General features: G+C 72.9%; 20 protein-coding genes. 12 read left to right on the forward strand and 8 right to left on the reverse strand.

Going from position 1 to position 18,447, the window contains the following annotated elements; all coding sequences use genetic code 11:
* Positions 1-145: 145 nt before the first annotated feature.
* From FHU36_RS00820 to FHU36_RS00835, 4 genes are read left to right on the forward strand one after another with little or no spacing between them, the layout of a single operon-like run.
* Positions 146-844: a glycerophosphodiester phosphodiesterase gene (locus FHU36_RS00820; protein ID WP_185081895.1), complete on the forward strand. Its 699-nt coding sequence runs from the start codon at positions 146-148 to the stop codon at positions 842-844.
* 8 nt (positions 845-852) lie between these two features.
* Positions 853-1,812, forward strand: coding sequence for a carbohydrate ABC transporter permease (locus tag FHU36_RS43990; protein WP_221495720.1), 960 nt, complete (start codon positions 853-855; stop codon positions 1,810-1,812).
* On the forward strand, positions 1,809-2,627 hold the full coding sequence (locus tag FHU36_RS00830) for a carbohydrate ABC transporter permease (protein WP_221495721.1): 819 nt from the start codon (positions 1,809-1,811) through the stop codon (positions 2,625-2,627). Before FHU36_RS43990 ends, FHU36_RS00830 begins: the two co-directional genes overlap by 4 nt.
* A gap of 30 nt (positions 2,628-2,657) precedes the next feature.
* Positions 2,658-3,989, forward strand: coding sequence for an ABC transporter substrate-binding protein (locus tag FHU36_RS00835; RefSeq protein ID WP_185081897.1), 1,332 nt, complete (start codon positions 2,658-2,660; stop codon positions 3,987-3,989).
* Between the two features lie 52 nt (positions 3,990-4,041).
* On the opposite strand, the gene FHU36_RS00840 is transcribed toward FHU36_RS00835, so the two are convergent.
* Genes FHU36_RS00840 through FHU36_RS00850 form a run of 3 tightly spaced genes read right to left on the reverse strand, consistent with a single transcriptional unit; the run spans position 4,042 to position 6,259 of the window.
* Positions 4,042-5,013: an ABC-2 membrane transporter-related protein gene (locus FHU36_RS00840; protein WP_185081898.1), complete on the reverse strand. Its 972-nt coding sequence runs from the start codon at positions 5,011-5,013 to the stop codon at positions 4,042-4,044.
* A complete protein-coding gene (locus FHU36_RS00845) occupies positions 5,010-5,870 on the reverse strand; it encodes an ABC transporter ATP-binding protein (protein ID WP_185081899.1) in 861 nt (286 codons plus the stop codon). The genes FHU36_RS00840 and FHU36_RS00845 overlap by 4 nt, the downstream gene beginning before the upstream one ends.
* Positions 5,867-6,259 (reverse strand): GntR family transcriptional regulator, encoded by a 393-nt coding sequence (locus FHU36_RS00850; RefSeq protein WP_185081900.1) that lies wholly within the window; start codon positions 6,257-6,259, stop codon positions 5,867-5,869. Before FHU36_RS00850 ends, FHU36_RS00845 begins: the two co-directional genes overlap by 4 nt.
* 205 nt (positions 6,260-6,464) lie before the next feature.
* Between FHU36_RS00850 and FHU36_RS00855 the strand changes: the two genes are divergently transcribed.
* The 3 genes from FHU36_RS00855 (at position 6,465) to FHU36_RS00865 (ending at position 8,086) form a co-directional block, all read left to right on the forward strand.
* On the forward strand, positions 6,465-7,310 hold the full coding sequence (locus FHU36_RS00855; RefSeq protein ID WP_185081901.1) for a glycerophosphodiester phosphodiesterase: 846 nt from the start codon (positions 6,465-6,467) through the stop codon (positions 7,308-7,310).
* A gap of 126 nt (positions 7,311-7,436) precedes the next feature.
* Entirely contained in the window at positions 7,437-7,697 is a 261-nt protein-coding gene (locus tag FHU36_RS00860; protein WP_185081902.1) for a type II toxin-antitoxin system VapB family antitoxin, read from the forward strand.
* Positions 7,694-8,086 carry a type II toxin-antitoxin system VapC family toxin gene (locus FHU36_RS00865; RefSeq protein WP_185081903.1) on the forward strand — a complete coding sequence of 131 codons (393 nt, stop codon included), beginning with the start codon at positions 7,694-7,696 and terminating at the stop codon, positions 8,084-8,086. Before FHU36_RS00860 ends, FHU36_RS00865 begins: the two co-directional genes overlap by 4 nt.
* A gap of 69 nt (positions 8,087-8,155) precedes the next feature.
* On the opposite strand, the gene FHU36_RS00870 is transcribed toward FHU36_RS00865, so the two are convergent.
* Positions 8,156-8,743 (reverse strand): hypothetical protein, encoded by a 588-nt coding sequence (locus FHU36_RS00870; RefSeq protein ID WP_185081904.1) that lies wholly within the window; start codon positions 8,741-8,743, stop codon positions 8,156-8,158.
* An 80-nt stretch (positions 8,744-8,823) separates the two neighbouring features.
* Here FHU36_RS00870 and FHU36_RS00875 point away from each other — a divergent pair, with 80 nt between their 5' ends.
* Positions 8,824-9,795: a helix-turn-helix transcriptional regulator gene (locus FHU36_RS00875; RefSeq protein ID WP_185081905.1), complete on the forward strand. Its 972-nt coding sequence runs from the start codon at positions 8,824-8,826 to the stop codon at positions 9,793-9,795.
* A 95-nt stretch (positions 9,796-9,890) separates the two neighbouring features.
* Positions 9,891-11,969 (forward strand): alpha-galactosidase, encoded by a 2,079-nt coding sequence (locus FHU36_RS00880; protein ID WP_185081906.1) that lies wholly within the window; start codon positions 9,891-9,893, stop codon positions 11,967-11,969.
* Between the two features lie 21 nt (positions 11,970-11,990).
* Here FHU36_RS00880 and FHU36_RS00885 read toward each other — a convergent pair whose 3' ends face one another.
* Positions 11,991-12,518 carry an ATP-binding protein gene (locus FHU36_RS00885; protein WP_312891383.1) on the reverse strand — a complete coding sequence of 176 codons (528 nt, stop codon included), beginning with the start codon at positions 12,516-12,518 and terminating at the stop codon, positions 11,991-11,993.
* Between the two features lie 158 nt (positions 12,519-12,676).
* On the opposite strand from FHU36_RS00885, the gene FHU36_RS00890 reads away from it, so the two are divergent.
* Positions 12,677-13,144 (forward strand): adenylyltransferase/cytidyltransferase family protein, encoded by a 468-nt coding sequence (locus FHU36_RS00890; RefSeq protein WP_185081907.1) that lies wholly within the window; start codon positions 12,677-12,679, stop codon positions 13,142-13,144.
* 135 nt (positions 13,145-13,279) lie between these two features.
* Entirely contained in the window at positions 13,280-14,467 is a 1,188-nt protein-coding gene (gene thrS, locus FHU36_RS00895; protein ID WP_185081908.1) for a threonine--tRNA ligase, read from the forward strand.
* A gap of 12 nt (positions 14,468-14,479) precedes the next feature.
* Here thrS and FHU36_RS00900 read toward each other — a convergent pair whose 3' ends face one another.
* Positions 14,480-15,454, reverse strand: a complete 975-nt coding sequence (locus FHU36_RS00900; protein ID WP_312891384.1) for a magnesium transporter CorA family protein — start codon at positions 15,452-15,454, stop codon at positions 14,480-14,482.
* Positions 15,455-16,168 (reverse strand): DUF72 domain-containing protein, encoded by a 714-nt coding sequence (locus tag FHU36_RS00905; protein ID WP_185081909.1) that lies wholly within the window; start codon positions 16,166-16,168, stop codon positions 15,455-15,457.
* A gap of 81 nt (positions 16,169-16,249) precedes the next feature.
* On the opposite strand from FHU36_RS00905, the gene FHU36_RS00910 reads away from it, so the two are divergent.
* The gene (locus FHU36_RS00910) at positions 16,250-17,575 is read left to right on the forward strand and encodes a YibE/F family protein (RefSeq protein WP_185081910.1); all 1,326 of its coding nucleotides are present in this window, start codon (positions 16,250-16,252) and stop codon (positions 17,573-17,575) included.
* On the opposite strand, the gene FHU36_RS00915 is transcribed toward FHU36_RS00910, so the two are convergent.
* The gene (locus FHU36_RS00915; protein ID WP_185081911.1) at positions 17,521-18,378 is read right to left on the reverse strand and encodes an NAD(+)/NADH kinase; all 858 of its coding nucleotides are present in this window, start codon (positions 18,376-18,378) and stop codon (positions 17,521-17,523) included. The two genes, FHU36_RS00910 and FHU36_RS00915, sit on opposite strands and share 55 nt — an antisense overlap.
* Positions 18,379-18,447 lie beyond the last annotated feature (69 nt).

Consider the following 18,447-nt stretch of genomic DNA (forward strand, 5'->3'; position numbering starts at 1 on the left):
GCCCATACGGGAGGGCGCGCCACGGCGGCTCTTCGCACCCCTTGTTTGCCCTGTGACGATCGTGTTAACTACAGCCGTGAACACAACGCGGTTTTGTGTTAAAAGCGCGATGTGCTGGCACGTCACCCCCCGCTAGGAGAACCACGTGTTCCTCACGATCGCGCATCGTGGCGATCCGCTCGTCCACCGCGAAAACACCCTCCCCTCGCTGCTGTCGGCGGTCGGCAAGGGCGCCAACACCCTCGAGTTCGACCTGCGCCTCACCCGCGACGGCCGGATCGTGCTGCTCCACGACGCGAGCCTCGAACGGCTGTGGGGCCATCCCGCCGACGTCGCCGACCTCACCCTCGACCAGGTGCGCGGCCTGGGCGGCGAGGACCAGGTGCCGGCCTTCGAGGAGGTCCTCGACGCGTTCGGCGACACCACGTTCCTCGTCGATCTCAAGACCGACGACGTCGTCGAACCCGCCGTCGCCCTGCTGCGCCGGCACGGCGACGCCTTCGGCCGGTCCATCTTCGTCGCGGCCCGCCGGGGTGGCCGCGAGGCCCTGGCGCGGCTGCGCGCCGACGCGCCCGACGCGGCGATCGGCCTGGACTGGACCGAGGAACGGCCGCCGCCCCGGGACCTGCTCGACGCCCTGCGACCCCAGTACTTCGGACCACGGTGGAAGGTGGCCGACGCCGCCGGCGTGCCCGCGATGCGCGAACGCGGCTACCACGTCTGGGTCGGCCCGCTCGACGACGAGGCCGAGGTCGTCGCCGCGATGGAGTACGGGGTCGACGGGATCGTCGTCGACGACATCTCCTCGTTGCTGCGCCTGCGTGCGGACGCCGGAACGCCCTGATGCCGGCGGTGACGACCCCGGGCCGGTCGCGAGCGGGCGCCGCACCGCCCGGGACGGCCACGGGACCCGCCTCCGGCGCCTCCGGGGCCCGCCGGCGGCTGCGCCGCGAGCACCTGCTGTTCCTCGCGCTGGTCGGGCCGAACTTCCTGCTCATCGCGGTGTTCTCGTACTGGCCGGTCATCTACGACGCCTACCTGAGCCTCACCGACTGGGACATGATCGCGCCGGTGAAGAACCTCGTCGGGCTCGGCAACTACGCCGATCTGTTCACCGGCCTGGGGTTCGCCGACGTGCTGCTGGTCACCCTGTACTTCACGGTCGGCGTCGTGGGCGGCGGCATGGTGTTCGGCCTGGGCATCGCGATGCTGCTCAACCAGCGGCTGCGGGGCCGCCGGTTCGTCCGGACCATGGTGTTCGCCCCCCACGTGCTCTCCGGCGCGGCGGTGGGCCTGGCCTGGGCGTTCATCTTCGACCCGAACTACGGGCTGTCGCGGGTGTTCTTCGCGGCGGTCGGCGCGCAGTCGCCGGCGTGGCTGACCGACTCCGACTGGGCGCTGCCGGCCGTCATCATCGTCTACCTCTGGAAGAACACCGGCTTCGCCGCCATCGTCTACCTCGCGGGCCTGCAGAACCTGCCCCGGGAGGTGTACGAGTCGGCGGCGCTCGACGGCTCGGGGCCGTGGACGACCTTCCGGAGGTTCACCCTGCCCCTGCTGTCGCCCGTGACGTTCTTCCTGGTCATCACCTCGACGATCAGCTCCTTCCAGGCGTTCGACGTCATCGCGCTGACCACCGGCGGCGGTCCGGCGGGCGCGACGACCACGCTGTCGTGGTTCGTCTACGAGTCCGGGTTCCAGAGCTTCCAGGCGGGTCCCGCGGGAGCGGGCGCGATCGTCATGTTCGCCGTCATCGTCGCCATCACCTTCGCGCAGGCGCGGTACCTGGAGCGGAAGGTGCACTACCAGTGAGGCTCGTACGCACCGCCCAGTACGCCCTGCTCGTCGTCGTCGGCGTGATCATGGTCGGCCCGCTGTACTGGCTGCTGACGTCCTCGTTGAAGGACCCGTCGCAGATCTACACCTGGCCGCCCGCCTGGATCCCGACCGACATCCGCGTCGCCAACTACGCCGACGCCTGGAACTCCGCGCCGTTCGCCGACTTCTACCTCAACTCGGCCGTCACCACCGTCGCCGGCACCGTGCTGGAGGTCGCCAACGCCGTGCTCACGGCGTACGCGTTCGTGTACCTCCGCTTCCCGGCCAAGCGGATCCTGTTCGCCGTCCTGCTCGGCGCGATGATGGTGCCCGGCCACGTGACGCTGCTGCCCAACTACCTGACCGTCTCCGAGCTGGGCTGGATCAACACCTACCAGGGGATCGTCATCCCCGGGGTGGCCTCGGCGTTCGGGGCGTTCCTGCTCCGCCAGCACATGCTCACCCTGCCCGGCGAGCTGGTCGAGGCCGCCCGGATGGACGGCGCCGGCCACCTGCGGACGCTGTGGAGCGTGGTGCTGCCCCTGTCGCGCCCGATGCTCGTCACCGTCGGCATCGTGTCGCTGGTCAGCAAGTGGAACGACTTCATCTGGCCGCTCATCGTCACCAACACGGCGTCCATGCGGACCCTGCCGGTGGGCCTGCTCCTGCTCAAGAACCAGGAGGGCTACACGAACTGGGGCGCGGTCATGGCCGCCACCATGTTCGTCGTCGCCCCCGTCCTCGTCCTGTTCTTCCTGGCCCAGCGCCACATCGTCGCCGGCCTCACCCGGGGTGCCGTCAAGGGCTGACCCCCACGTTCCACCGGAAAGGACCCAGCCATGATCGCCTCGCTCAACCGGCGACAGTTCCTCGGCGCCGCCGGAGCCGGCCTGCTCGCCTTCGCCGCCGGCTGCGGCGGCTCCGGCTCGGGCATGGCGCAGCCCGAGGGCAAGGTGCCCGAGCAGTACGCCAAGCGGCAGCGCGTCGTGATCTGGTACCCCTGGAGCGGCGTCCCCGGTGACGCCTTCCAGCGCCTCGTCACCGCGTTCAACGGCTCGCAGAGCGACATCTACGTCGAGGCGCAGTTCCAGGGCACCTACGACGAGACCGCCCAGAAGCTGGCCACCGCGATGCAGGCCCGCCAGCTCCCCGACCTGTGCGTCTTCAGCGAGGTGACCTGGAACAAGTTCCATCTCAACGACACGCTGGAGCCGCTGGGCTCGTACTTCTCGGGCGGCTCGCTCAAGCCGGCCGACTACATCGACCAGCTCATCGGCGAGGGCACCGTGAAGAACGAGGTGTGGTGGGTGCCGTTCGCGCGCAGCACGCCGCTGTTCTACTACAACAAGGAGCTGTTCGCCGCCGCCGGGCTGCCCGACCGCGGGCCCGAGACGTGGACCGAGCTGCGCGAGTGGGCCCCCGCCCTGGCGGCGCGGAAGGTCAATGGGCAGTCGCCCAAGCTCACCGCGTACTTCAAGGTGGACGGCGACTGGCAGTTCCAGGGAACCGTGTGGCAGTGGGGCGGCGCCTACTCAAGCGGTCTCGACGTCACCATCGACCAGGGCGGCGCGGTCGAGGCCGGTGAGTGGCAGCGCCGGCTCATCCACGACGACAAGCTCGCCTACATGGCGCAGAGCCCGAAGCTCGACTTCGCCAACGGGCTCATCGCCACCGTCTGCGAGTCCACCGGCGCGCTCACGGGCATCACGAAGGACTCCCCGTTCGAGGTGGGGACCGCGTTCCTGCCGGAGCACACCGCGTTCGGCTGCCCGACGGGCGGCGGCGGGATCTCGATCATGGCCGGGGCCGCCAAGGAGCGCAAGCAGGCCGCGTTCCAGTTCCTGTCGTTCCTGGCCAGGCCGGAGAACGCCACCCGCTGGTCCGTCGAGACCGGTTACCTGCCCTCGACCAAGGCGGCGCTGGAGACGGCCGAGATGAAGAAGCTGTTCGCCGACAAGCCCAACTTCAAGATGGCGGTCGACCAGCTCCCGAAGACCAAGGCCCAGGACCAGGTGCGCCTGCTGGTGCCGAACGCCAACCGGGCGATCTACGGCGGGCTGCAGAAGATCTACGCCGACAACCAGCCCGCGGCGGAGGTCTTCGCCGCGGTGGCGGCCGAGCTGAAGAAGGGCGTCGAGTCGGTCCGCGCCACCGTGGAGAAGCGCAGGTGACGGACGGGGCGACCGGCCGCACACCGGTCGCCCCCACCGGTTTTCTCGCCGGTCACACTCTGCGGCGCAGCGTCCGGCGCACGGCCAGGCCGCCCAGTGCCGCGGAGGTGAGCGTGAGGATGGCGGCCTCCGTCCACTGGAAGCGCCAGAAGCGCGACGGCGGATGGTAGAAGACGGCGTAGTGGTAGCCCTTGCCGAACAGGCACTCCTGCCACGCCTCGGCGTTGCGGCTGCTGCGCCCGGCGTCCACCCGCCGGGGGCACACCGAGGACGGCGGGTCCGCGACCTCCCGGCCCGCCGGGTCCAGCCACGTCGCGCCGACCAGCCTGGCGTCGGGGTCGTCGAGCGTGACGGTGCCGGTCAGCACGGTACGGGCGGGCTCGGCGTAGTGGTCGCTCAGCAGCGTCACCAGCGTGAACATGGCGACCGCCACCCCCGCCACGGCCAGCGCCATCGCGGGCAGCGTGCGCCTGAACAGCGTCCCGGCCGCCGTGCCCAGCGCGAAGGCGAACAGCCACCACGCCGCCGGCGCGACCCCGACCATGTTGAACACCCCGACGTTGCCGAAGGAGGAGTCGATCCCGTCGCGGAACACCGGCCGCCACAGGCTGACCATCGCCGACAGCGCCAGCCCGCCGGCCACGACCGCGCCGCCGAGCACGGCCAGCTTGACCGCCAGCCAGCGCCCCACGGGCATCGCCTGGGTCCAGGCGAGCCGGTGGGTGCCGCGCTCGTACTCGCGGCCGAGCAGGGGCGCGCCCCAGAACGCGCCGATCAGCGCGGGCAGGACCAGCGGCATCCAGCCGAAGAGCGTGTAGACGGCGTCGTAGCGCTCCCCCAGCCCCACTGCCACGTCCAGGTCCCCGCAGTGGGCCGTGCCCCCCGGGCAGCCGGGTGGGGCGTGCTCGGCCACGTACAGCTTCGCCTCGACGGCCGAGCCGAGCAGCAGCAGCCCCAGCACCGCGAGGAAACCGGCCGTGAGCAGGATCTGCGCCCGGTGCTGGCGCCAGGTCAGCCAGATCACGCGCCCACCCCCTGCCGCGCGGGGCCGGGCAGGGCCGCCGATCCGGGGCTGCGCAGGTAGGCCATGACGAGCTCGTCCAGCCCCGGCCGCCGCGCGCTCCAGCGCGGATCGAGCACCGGCCGGTCGCGGACGAGCAGGGTGGTCTGCCTCCCCGAGCCGCCGGCGGCGACCACCCGGGTCCTGGCCGCCACCCCCTCGGCCAGCTCGGCGGGGCCGGTCAGCACCCGGTGCCCGTCGAGCAGGTCCTCGATGTCGCCGCTGACCTGGGCGCGCCCGCCGTTGAGCACGATCAGCCAGTCGCAGGTGTCCTCCAGGTCGGAGACCACGTGCGAGGACAGCAGCACGGTCAGCTCGTGCGCGGCCACCTCGGCCATGACGGCCCTCATCACGTCGTGCCTGGCCAGCGGGTCGAGGTTGGCGAGCGGCTCGTCGAGCACGAGCAGGCCGGGATGCCGGGCCAGGGCGAGGGTGAGCGCCACCTGCGCCTGCTGGCCGCCCGACAGGCGGCCGACCCGGCGCTCCAGCGGGATGCCGAGGCCGGCGAGCCTGCCCCGCGCGGCCTCGTCGTCCCAGCGGGGGTTCATCCGGCGGCCGAAGGTGAGCATCTCGGCGACGGTGAACCCGTCGTAGAGCGGCTTGTCCTGGGCCACGAAGGCCACCTCGCCGCGTACCGTCACCTGCCCGGCCGACGGCTTCAGCAGGCCGACGGCGGTGTGCATGAGTGTGGTCTTGCCCGCGCCGTTGGGGCCGACGAGGGCGGCCACCCGGCCGCGCGGGACCGCGAGCGAGCAGTCGCGCAGCGCCCACGTCCGCCCATAGCGGACGCCGAGCCCGGTCGTCTCCAGCACCGGCGTCACGCGATGTCCTCCTTGGCGAGGTCGGTGGTCACGGCGGTGAACAGGGCGGCCACATCGTCCTGGTCCAGCCCGGCGCCGCGCGCCTGCCGTACCCACTGCTCCAGTCCGCGCCGCAGCCGGGTGTGCTCGGCGAGCGTCGCCCCGCCGAGGGTCCGCCGCACGAACGTGCCCTGTCCCGGCCTGCCCTCGACCAGTCCTTCGCGCTCCAGCTCCCGGTAGGCCTTCAGGACGGTGTTGGGGTTGATCGCCAGGCTCTCGACGACCTCCCGCGCGGTGGGCAACTGGTCGCCGGGCCGGAGCGCGCCGAGCCGCAGGGCGTGCTTGACCTGGTGCACGAGCTGCAGGTACGTCGACACCCCCGACCCGCGGTCCAGGTGGAACTCGATCACTCGTAACACCCTTTCACTATTCCAATAGTGAAAGGGTGTTGGATGGTGCGGCCTCCTGTCAAACCCGGAAACAGACCTCTTCGGCGGGCACGGTTGCGCGCGATGCTCACCCGGCCGGCATCCGGAAGTCACCCGGATCACCACGCGCGGTCATGCAGGATTGTCAGATTCGGATCACAGCCGGCCCCGCCCCCCGAGGAGACCCATGTTCCGACGACTCGGCCTCGCCACCACGACCGCGCTGATGATCCTGGCGGCCGCCGCCCCACCCGCCACCGCCGCCGCGCCCAGGCCCGTCGACGTCGCCCACCGCGGCGCGTCCGCGTACGCGCCGGAGAACACCGTGGCCGCCTTCGAGCTGGCCGCCGAGCAGGGCGCCGACCTGTACGAGCTGGACGTCCAGGAGACCAGGGACCACCGGCTCGTCCTCGTGCACGACACGACGCTGGCCCGCACCACCGACGCCGAGGAGGTCTTCCCGGACCGGGCGCCGTGGAACGTCGGCGACTTCACGCTGGCCGAGATCCGCCGGCTGGACGCCGGCTCGTGGTTCGGCCCGGAATACGCGGGCGAACCGGTGCCCACGCTGGAGGAGGCGCTGCGCGCCATGCGAGGCCGCGGGCTCGGCCTGCTGCTGGAGATCAAGGCGCCGCACCTCTACCCGGGCATCGAGTCCCGCGTGTCCGCCGCGCTGCGCCGCGACCCGCACTGGCTCGCCCCGGGCCGGACCGTGGTGCAGTCGTTCGACTGGGCGGCCATGCGCAGGTTCCACCGGGTCATGCCCCGGGTGCCGGTCGGCCTGCTCGGCACGCCGGGCGTAGCCGAACTGCCGGCGCTGGCGCGCTTCGCCCGCCAGATCAACCCGCCGCACGGCGACGTCACGGCCGCGTACGTCCGGCGGGTGCACGCGCTGCGCATGGAGGTCCACACCTGGACCGTGGACGACCCGGACACCATGCGCCGCCTGGCCGGCCTGGGCGTCGACGGCATCATCACCAACCGCCCCGACGTGCTGCGCACGGTCCTCGGAGCCGCCCGCCGGGCAGCCTGAGCGGGCCTCCACGCCCTCAGTCGCCGGCATTCGCTTGAAGAGTCGCCGGGGCGGCCCAAGAAACGAGAACACCGATTACGAGAAAGGGTAGAATCAGAGGGTAGTAGAGGTAGAAAGGAGCTGGCCGTGAGCTTGAACATCAAAAACCCGGAGGCCGATCGACTGGCGGCCGAAGTCAGTGCTCTCACTGGAGAAAGTAAGACCGCTGCGGTCATCTCCGCGCTCCGGGAGCGACGCGAGCGGCTGCTCGCCCGTCGCCAGGTGACCCAGGATGCCGCGATGGCCGACGACCTTCTCGCCCTCGCCGCAAAGATCCGCTCTCGGCTCAGCCCGACGGATCTGTCCACCGACTTCCTCTACGACCCGGAGACCGGACTCCCCGCATGATCATCGACACCAGCGCGATCGTCGCGATCCTCAACGGCGAGCCGGATGCCACCGACCTCGCCGTGGCCATCCGAGATGCTCCGGCGCGCCGGATGTCGGCCGCGACCTACGTCGAGCTGGCCGCGGCGGTGGAGCGAAGTCGCGATCCGGCCGCCTCCCGGCTCCTGGACGACTTCCTGGCCAGGATGCGGATCGAGATCATGCCGGTCACACCCGAGCAGGCGCAGATCGCCCGCCGCGCCTACTGGGACTACGGCAAGGGCAGCGGGCACAAAGCGGGGCTGAACTTCGGCGACTGCTTCTCCTACGCGCTGGCACGCGACCGACACGAGTCGCTGCTGTTCAAGGGCGACGACTTCACCCACACCGATGCGACCCCGGCGCTGTGACATCGCCACCGTTCCCGCTGGGGAGCATGGGACAGGCCAATTGATCCCATGCCCGCGGATTGTCCGTCCCTAGGTCACGCCGAAGGCCGCCAGGGTGGCCCAGGTGGTCAGCGTGCCCGCCAGCGCTCCGGCCAGCACCTGGCCGGGGGTGTGGTGGATGAGCCGGACCCGGGCCCAGCACACCAGGGCCACGACGGCGGCCCCGGCGAGCAGGGTGGGCGCGGGCGGCAGGACGTGGGCGAGCACCACGACCGTGCCCGCCGACACCGCGGCGTGGAAGGAGATCTTCCAGCGCAGCGTGATCGGCACCGTGACGGCCAGGGCGACGAGCATCGCGGTCACCGTGGCGACCAGCAGGTCGGGCGCGCCCAGCACGACCAGCAGCACGAGCGCGACCAGCACGGCGACCACGGCGGCGAGCAGCGGCCCGGTGCGGCGGGCCCGGTCGACGATGTGGTGCGAGTCGAGCCGCCCGGACCGCACCCCGGCCGCGATGACCGCGGCCGGCACGCCGCCGCACAGCACCGAGGCGAGCAGCCCCCACACCGCGCCGGCCCAGCCCTGGGCGATCAGGCCCACGGTCGGCGGCATGGCGATGACCAGCACCTGCGGCGCCAGTAGATCCGTCACCTTCCGCGCTACCTGGTCGGCGGTCATGCAGCGAAGATTACGCGATCATGCCTGACGCTCCGCGCTCAGCGCGCCCGTTCGAGGGGCGAGGTGGGATATAAAGGATCGTGGCCGAGATCACCTTGAACGTCCGCCAGCTCCAGGCGTTCGCCGAGGTCGGCTACGAGGTCGCCGGCGGCGGCGGGGCGCACGGCGCGATGACCGCGCTGCGCCGGGTGGTGCCGCTCGACGCCTACGAGTTCGTCGCGTTCGACCCGGCCACCGGCCGCCACCAGAGCGTGGTCTCCGACGGCCACGCCCGCATCGACGGCGACGCCGCCGAGGAGTACACCGGGCTCGACGCCTACCGCCGCGCCCTGACCACCCGCGCCCCGGTGCCGATGCCCGAGCCCGGCACCGAACGCTACTTCCGCCGCCACCTCGCCCCCTACGGCTGGCGGGCCGGGCTGACCGCGCCGCTGTTCCTCACCGAGGGCCGCTACACGGGCCTGCTGCACCTGGCGGCCCGCGAGCGGTTCCCCGAACGCACCGGCGAACTGGTGAGCGCGGTGACGCCGATGCTGGCGCACGTCACCGACCTGACCCGGTGCGTGATCGACCCGGTGGGGCTGCCGAGCGGGTTCCACGCGGTGGCCTTCGACCGGGTCGGCACCCGGCGCTCGGTGCCCGGCGCCGGCGTGTCGGCGACGCTGATGGAGGAACCGGCCCTCGCGGTGCTGGCCCGGGCGTTCATCGACTCGCGCGAGCTGAGCCGCCACGGCCTCTGGATCGACGGCGACGGCGGCTGGCACGAGCTGCGGCTGGTGCGCGCCGGGGTGGGGTTCCAGGGCTCGGTGCAGGGGGCGGTGGTGGCCGAGCGGCCCTGCGCGCTGCCGTACGACCTGACCGGCCGGGAGGTGGACGTGCTGACCCGCGTCGCCGCCGGCGACTCCAACCCGCAGATCGCCGCCGCCCTGGTGCTCAGCGTCCGCACGGTGACGACCCACCTGGAGCACATCTTCGCCAAGCTCGGCTGCGACAGCCGCACCCGGCTCACCACCAAGGCCCTGTCCGAAGGGCTGTGCCGTCTCGACATCTGATCGGCGCGCCCGCTCCGCGCGCCGCCGTGCGACGCTCGTACGGCGAAGCAGATCCGCGGCGGGCGCCGACCGCCGCCCAGCGTAAGGAGCCCGACGTGCCCCCCGTCATCCTGTCCGCGGCCGGTGCCTGTCTCGTGCTCGACGACTCCGGCCCCGGCCTGCCCCGGGTAGGCCACTTCGGCGCCGACCTCGGCCCCGTCGCCGGCTCCGTGCTGGCGCCCGCGCTGGAGTCGCTGGCGCCGGTCCCGCCGTTGCTGCCCTCCCAGGGCGACGGCTGGTACGGCCGGCCGGGCCTGGCCGGCACCCGGCACGGCGAGCACTGGCCGGTCCGCTGGACCCTCGACGCCCTGGACGCCAGGCCCGCGCCCGGAGCGGGCGGCACCGTGACCGTGACCGCCTCCGACCCCCGGGCCGGACTGCGCCTGGCGACCGAGCTGGCCATGGACGCCCACGGCGTCGTCACGATGCGCCACGCGCTCACCAACACGGCCCCGACGCCGTACCGGCTGGACGGGCTTACCTGCGCGCTGCCGGTGCCCGCGCGGGCGGCCGAGCTGCTCGACTTCACCGGGCGCTGGGCGCTGGAGAAGACGCCGCAGCGCAGACCGTTCACCTACGGCGTCTGGTCGCGGGAGAACCGGCGCGGCCGTACCGGGCACGACGGCACCGGGCTGCTGGTGGCGGGCACGGCCGGGTTCGGGTTCCGCGGCGGCGAGGTGTGGGCCGTGCACACCGGGTGGAGCGGCGACCACCTGCACCACGCCGAGCGGCTGCCGGAGGGCGCGGCGCTGCTGGCCGGCGGCGAGCTGCTCGCGCCCGGCGAGATCACCCTCGCCGAGGGCGAGACGTACCTGACGCCGTGGGTCTACTTCACCTGGTCCGGCAGCGGGCTCGACGAGGCCGGCGGGCGCCTGCACGACCACCTGCGGGCCCGCCGCGGGCGGCCGCTGCCCGTCCGGCCGGTCACGCTGAACAACTGGGAGGCCACCTACTTCGACCACGGCCTCGACCGGCTGCTGCGCCTGGCCGACCAGGCGGCGCAGGCGGGCGTCGAACGGTTCGTGCTGGACGACGGCTGGTTCCGCGGCCGCCGCCACGACCGGGCCGGGCTCGGCGACTGGTACGTCGACGAGCAGGTGTGGCCCGACGGCCTGCACCCGCTGGCCGACCACGTACGCAAGCTGGGCATGCAGTTCGGGCTCTGGTTCGAGCCGGAGATGGTCAACCCCGACTCCGACCTGGCCCGCGAGCACCCCGACTGGATCCTCGGCCGCCATGAGCGGACACCGCCGCCGCAGCGCCACCAGCAGGTGCTCGACCTGGCCCGGCCGGAGGCGTTCGACCACCTGCTGGACCGGCTCGACACGCTGGTGCGCGAGTACTCCCTCGACTACATCAAGTGGGACCACAACCGCGACATCGCCGAACCCGTCCACGACGGCGTCGCCGGGGTGCACGCCCAGACGCTGGCCGCCTACCGGCTGATCGACGAGTTGCGCCGCCGCCATCCGGCGCTGGAGATCGAGTCGTGCTCCTCCGGCGGCGCGCGCGTCGACTACGGCGTCCTGGCCCGCACCGACCGCGTCTGGACGTCCGACAGCAACGACGCGATCGACCGGCAGGCCATCCAGCGCTGGACGGCGCTGCTGGTGCCGCCGGAGATGATGGGCAGCCACGTGGGCGCGCCGCACGACCACGTCACGGGCCGGTCCCTGCCGCTGGCGTTCCGCGCCGCGACCGCGCTGTTCGGGCACATGGGCGTGGAGTGGGACCTGACGTCGGCGAGCGAGGCGGAGCGGGAGGAGCTGGCGGTCTGGATCGCCCTGCACAAGCGGCTGCGCCCGGTGCTGCACGCCGGGCGGGTCGTCCGCGCCGACCATCCGGACCCGGCGGCGCTGGTGCACGGGGTGGTGCTGCCGGAGCGGGCGGTGTTCGCGTTCGTCCAGCTCGCCTCACCGGTCGCGTCGGCGCCCGCGCCGCTGCGCCTGCCGGGGCTCGACCCGGCGGCGGTGTACGAGGTGCGGGTGGCGGGTCCGGCGCCCGGCGGGGCCGTGCTGCCCGCGTGGGCGCGGGAGCCGGTCCGCCTGCCGGGCTCGGTGCTCGGCGAGCTGGGCCTGCCCGCCCCCGGTCTGCGCCCCGCCTCGGCCCTCGTGCTGGAGGTCGAGCGGGCCTGACCCGCTCCGGCGGCCGGGGGGTCAGCTCCAGCCGGCGGCGTGGGCCAGCTCGAACCAGACGGTGGTCGCGCCGCCGCTGCGGCTCAGGCCCCAGCGGTCGCTGAGGGCCTCCACCAGCGGCAGGCCGCGCCCGCTGGTCGCGGTGCGCGAGCCGGTACGGCACACGCACGGCGGCTCGTCGGAACCCGCGTCGGCCACCCACACCCGCACCGCCTCGCCCGAGGCGTGCACCGCCACGGTGAACCACCCTCCGGCGCCCGATCGGGAGTGCAGGATCGCGTTGGTGGCCAGTTCGCTGGCCAGCAGCACGCAGTCGTCGTACAGGGGGTGGTCGCGGCCAAGGGCGGCGGTGACCAGCCTGCGCACCCGCGACACCTGCGACGGCAGCCCGGGCAGCCGCACCAGGAGATCACGCGGGCCGCGCCCGTGCGCGCGCCTCTCCCCCGGCTCGCCGCCGCCCGGGTCGGGGGCGGGTTCCATCCCGTGCTGGGTGGGCCCGTGCTGGGTGGGCCCGTGCTGGGTGGGCACGTGCGGGTGCGGCGGTGTCACGGCGACCTCCCCGATTCCGGCGACGTAAGAGGACGCGCCACCAGGCTCCAGAGGTGTCACGAAAAGGTAGGAATGCCCTTTCCCATGGTCACCCGCACGGAGGCCACGGCGGACCGAGTAGTCTGCGGATCGACGTATCGACGAGGAGGGTGCCGGACGTGAGCAGCCTGGAGGCCGTCTGGGTGGAGCCCCACACCGAGCCAGGGGCGGCGGTCGTCACCGGCGTGTTCGACATCCTGCACGTCGGGCACGTGCGCTATCTGGGCGCCGTCGCCGCCCGGGGGCTCCCGCTGGTGGTGGGCATCGAGGACGATCCGCGCGTGCGCGCCTGGAAGGGGCCGAGCCGCCCGCTCAACACCGCCGCCGAGCGGGCGGAGGTGATGGCCGCCCTGCGTTTCGTGTCGGGCGTGTTCATCGTCACCGGTCCGCCCGCGGCGCACGGCCCGGAGGACTACATCGACCTGCTCGCCCCCATGCGGCCGGGCGCGCTCGCGCACACCGCGGGCGACCCCCACGCGGGCGCCAGGCGCGCCGCGGCGGCGCTGCTGGGCGCCGAGTGCTGGGAGCTGGAGGCGATCCCCGGCCGCTCCACGACCCGAATCGTCAATGCGGCGGCCAAGGGCTGAGTGCTAACGTGAGCCGCATGCAGCGCGCCATCGTCACCACGACGCCGGACCCGTTCCCGGCGCGCTGATCCATGCACCCCGGGCGGACGCCCGGGGACACCGTCGTTCGCTCGCTCTCCCGAAGGGACCGCGGTCATGAACGACCATCGCAGGCTCGGCCGTGAGCTGGGCATCTTCCACACCGACCCGCTCGTCGGCTCCGGGCTCCCGTCGTTGCTGCCCGCCGGCGCGGCGATCCGCAAGGCCGTCGAGGACTACGTCCACGAGCTCGAACGCCGCAACGGCTACCAGCACGTCAACTCTCCAGTGCTCGGCAAGCGGGAGCTGTACGAGAGATCGGGCCACTGGGCGCACTACGCCGAGGACATGTTCCCGCCCATGCGGGTGGGCGGCGAGGAGTTCGTGCTGCGGCCCAGCCTGTGCCCGCACCACGCGCTCCTCTACCGCTCCCGCCGGCGCAGCCACCGCGACCTGCCGCTGCGCGTCGCCGAGCTGGGCGGGATGTACCGCTCGGAGCTGTCGGGCGTGCTCGGCGGGCTGACCAGGGTCCGGGCCATCCAGCTCAACGACGGCCATGTCTTCTGCGCCCCCGAGCAGGCCGCCGCCGAGGTGTCGGCGGCGCTGGACCTGATCGAGACCGCGCACGCGCGGCTCGGCGTCCGGGCGGCGCGTTACCGGCTCTCACTGCGCGGCGACGGCGGCAAGTACGTCGACGACCCGGCCATGTGGGCGCGCTCGGAGGCGGTCCTGCGGGCCGTGCTGGAGGAGCGCGGGCGCCCCTACGACGAGGAACGCGGCGAGGGCGCCTTCTACGGGCCCAAGATAGACATCCAGATCGCCGACCCGGCCGGCCGCGAGTCGACCCTGTCGACCGTCCAGGTGGACTTCTTCCAGCCCGAGCGCTTCGACCTGCGCCACACCGGCGGCGGCCGGCCCGTCATGGTGCACCGCAGCGTGGTCGGCGGCCTCGAACGCCTGCTGGCGCACCTGATCGAGGCGCACGGCGGCGCGTTCCCCGCTTGGCTGGCGCCGGTTCAGGCGGTGGTGCTGCCCGTCTCCGACGCCGAACTGCCGGCGGCCGGGGGGTTGCTGCGGCGCTGCGTCGCCGCCGGGTTGCGGGCGGAGCTGGCGCCGCCCGGCCGGGGCAGCCTGGGCGCCCGGATCAGGGCCCACCGGCTGGTGCCGTACCAGCTCGTGGTGGGGCCGCGCGAGGTGGCGGCCGGCGGGCCGCTGGACCGGGCGCCGGTACGGCTGAGGGACGGCGGACAGGCCGGTGTCGTGCCGGTCGAGGAGCTGGCGGCGTGGGCGCGGCCGGCCTTCTGACGGCCGTCCGCCCTACAGCCAGTCGCGCTTCTTGAACGCGGCGTAAAGCCCCACGGAGATGCCGCAGATGAGCACGGCCGACAGCCAGAACCCCCACGTCCGGCCCGAGCCCGGATAGGGCACGTTCATCCCGTAGAAGCCGGTGATCAGGGTGGGCACCGCGATGATGGCCGCCCAGCCGGTCAGCCGTTTCATGATCTCGTTGAGCCGGAAGCCCTGCTGGGCCAGGCGGGTCTCGCGCAGGTTGGCGAGCTGGTCACGGGTGGAGTCGATCCACTCGTTCACCCGGAGCACGTGGTCGTAGACGTCCTCGTAGTAGGGGCCGATCTCCGTGCCGGCGACCAGCCCATGGTTGCGGCGGATCAGGGTGCCGACCACCTCCCGCATGGGCATGACGATCTTGCGGAACCGGGTGGCGTTCCTGCGCAGCTCGTAGATGGTGCGCTGCAACGCCCGCCCGTCCAGCTGCCGATCGTCCTCGAACAGCGACTCTTCCAGGGCGTCGATCCGCCCGTCCAACTCGTCGACGACGTCGAGATGGCCGTCGACGACATAGTCGAGCAGCCCGTGCAGCAGGAACGCCACGCCGTACCCGCCCAGGCGGTGACCGGCGGCGTCCCAGCGCCTGACCACCTGGCCGATGTCGAAGCGCTCGTTCGCGCGGATGGTGACGAGGGCGTTGCGGGTGACGAAGACGCTCACCTCGACCGTGTCGATCCGGCCGTCGTCCAGGCTCACGCCGTAGATGGTGATGAACAGGTGGTTGTCGTAGACGTCGACCTTGGGGCGCTGGTTCTCGGAGACGACGTCCTCGACGGCCAGCTCGTGCAGCCCGAGCTCCTCCTCCAGCAGGGCGAGGTCGTGCCGGTCCGGGGAGCACAGGTCGAGCCAGACGACGTTGGCGGGGTCGCGCACGTAGTCGGAGATCTCCTCGGCGGGGAAACCTTCCTTGTCGAGGACTCCGTTGCGATACAGGCGAGTGCGCACCTAAACGAGTCTGGCAAAGCGGAGCGCGTTGCGCACGGCCGCTCCCCCGAGATCGTTGTTGAAATAGACGTAGGCGTCGTCCCACCCGGCCTCGTGGACGCGCCGGGCCCACGTGGCGAGCGACGCGCGGCCGTACTCCGGCCGCGGGGTGGCCCGGCCCTCGTGCAGCCGCACGTACCCCCAGCGGGTGGTGCGCCAGAACGGGCTGACCGGCCGGCCCAGCCGGTCGGCCCAGCACAGGGCCGCGTGGCGCGCCCGGAGGACGTCGCGCACCTCACCGGTCCACCACGTCGGGTGGCGGAACTCCACCGCCACCCGCACGCCGCCCGGGAAGCAGGCCAGGCACCGGTCGAGCGCGCCGGGATCTGCCCTGAGCGTGGGCGGAAGCTGCAGCAGGACCGGGCCGAGCTTCTCCTTGAGCTGGGAGGCGGCCGCCATCAGCCGCGCCACGGGCTCCTCCGGGCCGGCCAGCCGTCTGATGTGGGTGAGGTACCTGCTGGCCTTGACGGCCATGACGAAACCGTCGGGCGTGCGCTCGCGCCAGCCGGCGAACGACTCCGGTGACGGCAGGCGGTAGAAGGCGTTGTTGCTCTCGACGGTGGGGAACGTGGCCGCGTACGTCTCCAGCCACAGCCGCTGCGGGACTCCCTCGGGGTACAGGACCCCGCGCCAGTCCCGGTACTGCCACCCCGAGGTGCCCACCAGCGTCGCCATGAGCCTGCGCCTACCCGGCGAACGGGCGGATACCCGCCTGGTTCGTGCAGTACTGTCACTCCTCGAGTGCGAGGAGGCTTGATGGGTGGCAACCACGGGCACGGAGCGAGCGTGCCCACCTCGCGGCGCGCGGTCGTGGCGACCCTCGCCGTGCTGGTGCCGGTGGCGATCGCCACGGTGGTCATGCTGGTGTGGCTGTGGCCCGCCGGGCAGCAGGCCGACGTGCCCGCGGACGGCGTCTCCCAGCTCGGCGGCACGGTGCTCGCCGTCGAACGCCAGCCGTGCCAGCCGACGCCGGAGGGCATGCCGCCCGCCGACTCCGCCACCTGCGGCGATGCCGTGGTGCGCGTCACCGAGGGGCCCGACACCGGCCGCCAGGTGAAGCTGCCGCTGCCGACCGGGCCGGGCGCGCAGCGCTTCGAGGCGGGCGACGACGTGGTGCTCATCAAGTTCGACGACCCGGAGCCGGAGAGCACGGGCTACCAGATCTCCGACCACGACCGGGAGTCGCAGCTGTGGCTGTTCGGGGTGGCGTTCGCGCTGGCGGTCATCGCGTTCGGCCGCTGGCGGGGCGTCACGGCGCTGGTGGGGCTGGCGATCACGTTCGTGCTGCTGCTGACCTTCGTGATCCCCGGCATCCTCGGGGGCGAGCCGCCCATGCTGGTGGCCATCGTGGGCGCGGCGGCGATCATGCTGAGCGTGCTGTTCCTGACACACGGGTTCACGCTGACGACGTCGATGGCCGTGCTGGGCACGCTGGCCAGCCTGACCGTCACCGGCGTGCTGTCGTACGCGTCGATCGGCTTCGCGCGGCTCAGCGGCGTCACCGACGACAGCTCGTTCACGCTCGGCATGAGCATGCCGATCGACACGCAGGGCCTGCTGCTGGCGAGCATCATCATCGGCGCGCTGGGCGTGCTGGACGACGTGACGGTCACGCAGGCGGTCACGGTCACCGAACTGGCCGCCGCCAACCCGTCCTACGGCTTCCGCCGGCTGTACCGGGCCGGCAGCCGGGTCGGCCGGGCCCACATCGCCTCGGTGATCAACACCATCATCCTGGCGTACGCGGGGGCTTCGCTGCCGCTGCTGCTGCTGTTCAGCATCGGCAACCAGCCCCTGGGCGAGGCGCTGGCCACGCCGGTCATCGCGCAGGAGATCGTCCGCAGCGTGGTGGGCACGCTCGGGCTGATCTCGGCGGTGCCGATCACCACGGCGCTCGCGGCCCTGGTGGCGTCGCGGCGCGATCCTGAGGACGACGACGCCCACCGCGACACCCATGGGGACGGTCACGGGCACGACCACGGGCACGACCGCCCTGGCTCCCTCGGCCGTCATGGCCGGGGGGCGGGTCAGCCGGCCTCGACGCTGCCGTCGACGCGCAGCTTGCGGCGGGCCCGCTCGTAGAACGTCGTGCCGAGCCGCACCACCTTGGCCGCGCCCGGCAGCGCGGTGACCGTGAGGCGGTCTCCCGGGCACAGGTGCCCGACGACGGCGCCGTCGACCTCCACGGCCAGCCGCCCGCTGGCCGGCAGCAGCTCCAGCGTGACCTCCTCGTCGGCGGGGAGCACCAGGGCGCGGTTGAAGACGGAGTGGGCGGCGGCGGGCACGACGAGCACGGCCTCGACGCGGGGCGAGATGATCGGCCCACCGGCCGAGAAGCTGTAGGCGGTGGACCCGGTGGAGGTGGCCACGATGACCGCGTCGGCGGCGTAGCGGACGAAGGGGTGGCCCGCCGCGACGACGGCCACGGCTGCCAGCCCCTCGCCGGGGATGCGGGCGAGGGCGATGTCGTTGAACGCCGTGACGTCGGTCCCGTCGAGGCAGGTGCGGATGGCCATGCGGGGCTCGACGGTGTAGGCGTGGTCGGCGATGGCCGACAGCGTGGCGGGCAGCTCTCTGACGTCGATCTCGGCCAGGAAGCCGAGCCGGCCGAGGTTGACGCCGAGGACCGGAGTCGGCCGGCCCGCGATGAGGCGCATGGTGCGCAGCATGGTGCCGTCGCCGCCGAGGCTCACCAGCAGGTCGGACCGCTGGACGAGGGCGTCGGGGCCGACGGCCACGGCGCTGCAGTCGATCCGGCCGACCTCCTCGGGCAGCCCGAGCACGGTGGCCCCGCGGCCGGCGGCCCAGCTCACGATGGTGTCGATCGCCTCTTTGGAGTCGCGCCGCGGGTGCAGCACCAGCCCTACCGTCCCGACCATTCCCATGGGTGCCAGCCTATGGGCACCGTCGTGGTGTGGTTGAAGGGCCGTCACCGGCGACCGGGGCGGCCCTGT

The sequence above is a fragment of the Nonomuraea muscovyensis genome (genome assembly GCF_014207745.1).
GTDB lineage: Bacteria > Actinomycetota > Actinomycetes > Streptosporangiales > Streptosporangiaceae > Nonomuraea > Nonomuraea muscovyensis.